The organism is Methanocrinis sp. (genome assembly GCF_049974945.1).
In the GTDB taxonomy this organism is placed as follows: Archaea; Halobacteriota; Methanosarcinia; order Methanotrichales; family Methanotrichaceae; genus Methanocrinis.
The window spans coordinates 1-4,078 of the sequence record NZ_JBNGCU010000126.1 but is presented as its reverse complement, the minus strand read 5'-3'; the positions used below and the strand labels follow the sequence as shown (position 1 = coordinate 4,078).

Genomic DNA, 4,078 nt, shown 5'->3' with positions numbered 1-4,078 from the left:
TCTCCATCACCGTCAACGTCTACTACGCTCACAACGGAGAGCGGGCCTACAGCGCCGTCGACGATGCCTATCGATTCAAAAACTACAACTTCAACCAGAGCAAGACCGAGGAGCTGGCCGAGGAGCTGATCGCCACCGTGGCCGCAGGCGTACCCTCATCCATTGATAAGGACCTGTGGCTGCGGCTCTTCTTCCCCACCACCTACGCGCGGCTCTGGGACTACTTCAACGAGAGCTACCGGTCCGGGGCGGGTGGCCACTGCTACGGGATGGCCGCCACCTCCGCCCTCTACTTCACAGACCCGTCCTTGCGGCCCGTGGCGAAGAAGGCCTATCATATGTCTTTTGAGGAGGCGAGCCAGAACATAGACATCTACCAGCGGGCTCAGATGATCCCGGTGATGAGATCCCTCCTCTCTGACGCAGGCCAGTACTTCGATCGGGGGTACGGCTCGAGCAGCAGTGAGAGCCAGAGCAGGACCTACGCGGCGGTGAAGCGCTCGCTGAAAGAAGATCGCCTGCCCCTTTTAATCAGCTTCCGAGGCCAAAAAAATAACAGCACCTGGGGTCATGCCGTCCTCGCCTACAAGCTGGTGGAGGTGGAGGGCGAGGACTACAAGCAGGTCTACATCTACGACTCCAACACCCTCATGAAGGATCTGGAGAATCTCAAGAAACCAATGCCTGTCGCCCTGCTCTGGCTGGACGGCTTCCTCTACTATTCTGTTCAGAGCGGAAGTCAGAGTTATGGATCTAGAACCCCCTCCAAGATCGCCGCAAACCCGGTCTTCAGGACCATCCCCCTGGAGGAGGCGAACTCCCTCCTCCCAGGTCTGAAGGAGATGGCCAGGGGCTTCATCGAGGGCCTCAAGAACGAGGGCAAGTTTGCGGTGGATCTGAAGTGCCCCGCCGACGCCCTCTTCACCGACTCATCGGGGAGAAGGGTGGGGACCGTCGATGGAAGGGTCACAAACGAGATCCCTGGAGCTGAGGTTATGGAGTCTGGCGAGGTGGAGATCTACCTCCTCCCCATGGACCTCGAGTACAGCCTCGAGATATCAGGGACCGGGACCGACCTCGTGGACTTGGACGTGATCAGCCCCGAGGGCGAGTCCTCGGCGAAGGTCGTCTCCTTCACCAACGTCTCCATCTGTGCTGGCGAGAAGCTGACCTCTGAGGTCGCAGACGGAGGCGAGATTGAGGATCTCAGGTCGGGGACGTCGACGATGGAGCCGAGCCTTTCGGGCGTCCTCGACCTGGGCGCGGAAGGTGAGGGCGATGAGACGGTCTTGGGGGGCGAGGCCGAGGATGGGGCGAAAGATGAGTCAGGAGACGTAGCGGAAGTCGACCCGGCAGCGGAGCAGGAGCTGATCTTCGAGCGAAACTCGATCTGGGCCGTGGATAACGGTCCCACCAGTCCCACCAGCTTCGTCATCGATCGGGGGTGGACGATCACCGAGATCAGGACCTACCACTGGAATCGTGGCCAGGGCAAGAATCCGGGGATGATCGGCCTCCAGGACGAGAGGGGCCTGGTCCTGGGCATCTGGCCCGCCTCTGGACAGCCTGGGTCCGGCGGCGTTCCCGACGCCTACTGGTCGATCCGGCCGAACCTGACCCTTCCGCCCGGCGAGTACACCATCCTCGACTCCGACCCCGCCACCTGGTCGCAGAATGCGGAGACGGCCGGAGAGGGTATCGCCTGGGTCTATGGGCTCCCCTCTAAGGACTCTGGGGACGGGTCCGGGATCGAATCCGAAGGGCTGCCTTTCACCGACGACTTCGATGACGGCGATATGGCCGGTTGGACCGTCGGCGGCCTGTTGGGCAGCTGGACCGTCTCGGCAGAGGAAGGGGTTTTGCGGCAGAACAGCAACGACTTCGGCGGGTCGGAGGGGGCGGAGGGGAGTTACCTTGGCACCTACGTAACCGCCGGAGGACCGGCCTGGAGGAATTACGACTTCATGGCGAGAGTGAAGCCGGTCGACAACGACGGCATCGGCCTCATCTTCAGGTACGAGGATTCCTCCAACTACTATCGGTTTCTCTGGGTGGGCGACGAGAGCAGCACAGGACCCCTGCGAAGGTTGGACAGGATAAAGGGCGGCGTCCAGACGGTACTCAAGAGTGACGGTGGCGAAGCTGTTCGGTACGATCCTGGAAGGTGGTACAACCTGGAGGTGTCCCTCGACGGCGACGTCATCAGAGTCTACATAGACGGCGTCCTCTGGGGCGAGGTTCGGGACGGCGAGATCGAGAGCGGCGGCGTCGGCCTCTTCAGCTACGCCCAGGTGGGGGTGGAGTTCGACGACGTGGTGGTGACGGAGGCGGATGGATCGTCAGCCTCGGCAGCAGGTCCCGTCTCGAAAGAGGCGGTAGGAGCCGGTGGCTCCGCCGGCTCTGGCTGGGGCTTGCCCGAATACGGCGAGATCCTCATCGACGCCCCGCCCGGAGGCTGGGATGGGATGGTCCCGGGGGAGGCGATATAGGGTGAAGGGCCCGGGAGGGTCTCGGCTTACATTCTCTGAAGATCCGGCATCTAAGATCAGCTCCAAGAGGCGACCCTCTCGACGTAAGATCTGACGTCGAACTTCGACTTCGCACCCTTGCGGCTCATATACCTGACCTTGCCGAAGATCGCCCTCTCACCCCAGGCCCGGTCGTGGACCCCGCCGATGGACCAGGCGATTCCAACGTATCCATTCGGATCCCTTCCGTCCAGCTCGTAGCGGTCGTTGAGATATATGGCGATCCTCTGGGCCTCCTCGGGAGACTCAGTCCACTCTAGGATCTTCTTCGCCCAGTACATCCTCATGTAGCCGTGCATCTTCCCCCGGAGGACCATCTCCATCTGGGCGGCGTTCCAGAGGTCGTCGTGAGTCTCTGCAGCTTCCAGCTCCTTCTGATCGTAGAGGTACTCTCGGGGGTCGTCCCGATGGTCGTCCAGAGTCTTCTTCGCCCAGTCGGGGAAGGCCGCAAAGGAGTCGTATCCGGGGTTGTAGAAGCAGAAGTTCTCCGATAGCTCCCTTCTCACCACCAGCTCCTCCAGGAAGGCGGCCCTGGAGGTGGGGTCGGCATCGCGCCCGGCCGCCTCCAGGGCGACCCTCGCGGCTGAGATCATGCCGAAGTGGAGATAAGGCGAGAGGTCCGACTGGCCCTGCAGGCTCGGATCGTTTCTCTCCCCATCGTATGCCGAGAGCTTCTCATCGAGGAATCGACGCAGAGCCTTTCGGGCGGCCCTCTCGCCGGGCGCGATCCAGTCCACCTCGGGAACGGAGCGGTCAACGTCGATGGCTCGCCTGATCCGGTCCCAGTCAACCCCCTCGCCGAGGTCCCAGGGGATGGGATGGACCTTGAGCCTCGGAAGCTCATCACAGAACTCAGGGAGCATCCGCCTGATCTTCGGCCTGAATGTCCGGGCCGCATACTCCTGCTTCGGCGATGCTCGCCAGCAGGGTACGATGTTGTGAGCATCCACCTCATAGATGGGGATCTCCAGCCTCTGCATCACCGTCTCGCTCCAGGACCTCTTCGCCGCGAGGGGAGAGAAGTCGGTGACTACGGCCCCGACGCCGTGCTCCTCCGCGAACCCCGAGACCGTCTCTCCCGGATCGCCCCGGAGGAGGGCGAAGGGTATCTTCTTCTCCGCGAGAGCCTCTTCGACCTCTTCGAGGCCCCGGAGCATGAAACCGTACTGCCTCGCGGTGGCGCCGAGGAAGTTCTCGGTGAGGGAGAAGATGACCGCGAGGGGCGACCCCCTCTTCGATGCCAGCTCCTGGGCGAAGGCGAGAGCCCAGTTCTCCTCGGCTCTCTGGTCTCTGCTCATCCAGTAGACGACCGGCCCCCTCTCGCCCCGGCCCTCCTTCAAAATCCTTGCTCGATCCGGGTTCATGGCAGCATCCCTCTCCAAAAATTGGTCTGATCCTGCGCACAGAAACTTTATGAAGATGGCGGCCTCGACCCTCGTCATCCTCAAGCCCGATATATCGGCCCCCAAATCAGAGGACAGGGTGATGAATTCGGGCCCTGCAGCCACCTCATTTAAATAAGAGCCGATCGGAAATAGAACTTAAGGAGG

2 protein-coding genes are annotated in these 4,078 nt (G+C 61.9%); one reads left to right on the top strand and one right to left on the bottom strand.

Going from position 1 to position 4,078, the window contains the following annotated elements; all coding sequences use genetic code 11:
* On the top strand, window positions 1–2,489 hold a 2,489-nt coding region (locus ACP5EL_RS09460; protein WP_428402264.1), incomplete at its 5' end, for a family 16 glycoside hydrolase.
* 56 nt (window positions 2,490–2,545) lie between these two features.
* Here ACP5EL_RS09460 and ACP5EL_RS09455 read toward each other — a convergent pair.
* Complete coding sequence (locus ACP5EL_RS09455; protein WP_428402265.1) at window positions 2,546–3,892, bottom strand: deoxyribodipyrimidine photo-lyase; 1,347 nt, start codon at window positions 3,890–3,892, stop codon at window positions 2,546–2,548.
* Between the last annotated feature and the right edge of the window lie 186 nt (window positions 3,893–4,078).

Bases quoted from the DNA above. Each gene is read 5' to 3' on its own strand.
- ACP5EL_RS09455 (WP_428402265.1), bottom strand. From the start codon at position 3,892: ATGAACCCGGATCGAGCAAGGATTTTGAAGGAGGGCCGGGGCGAGAGG.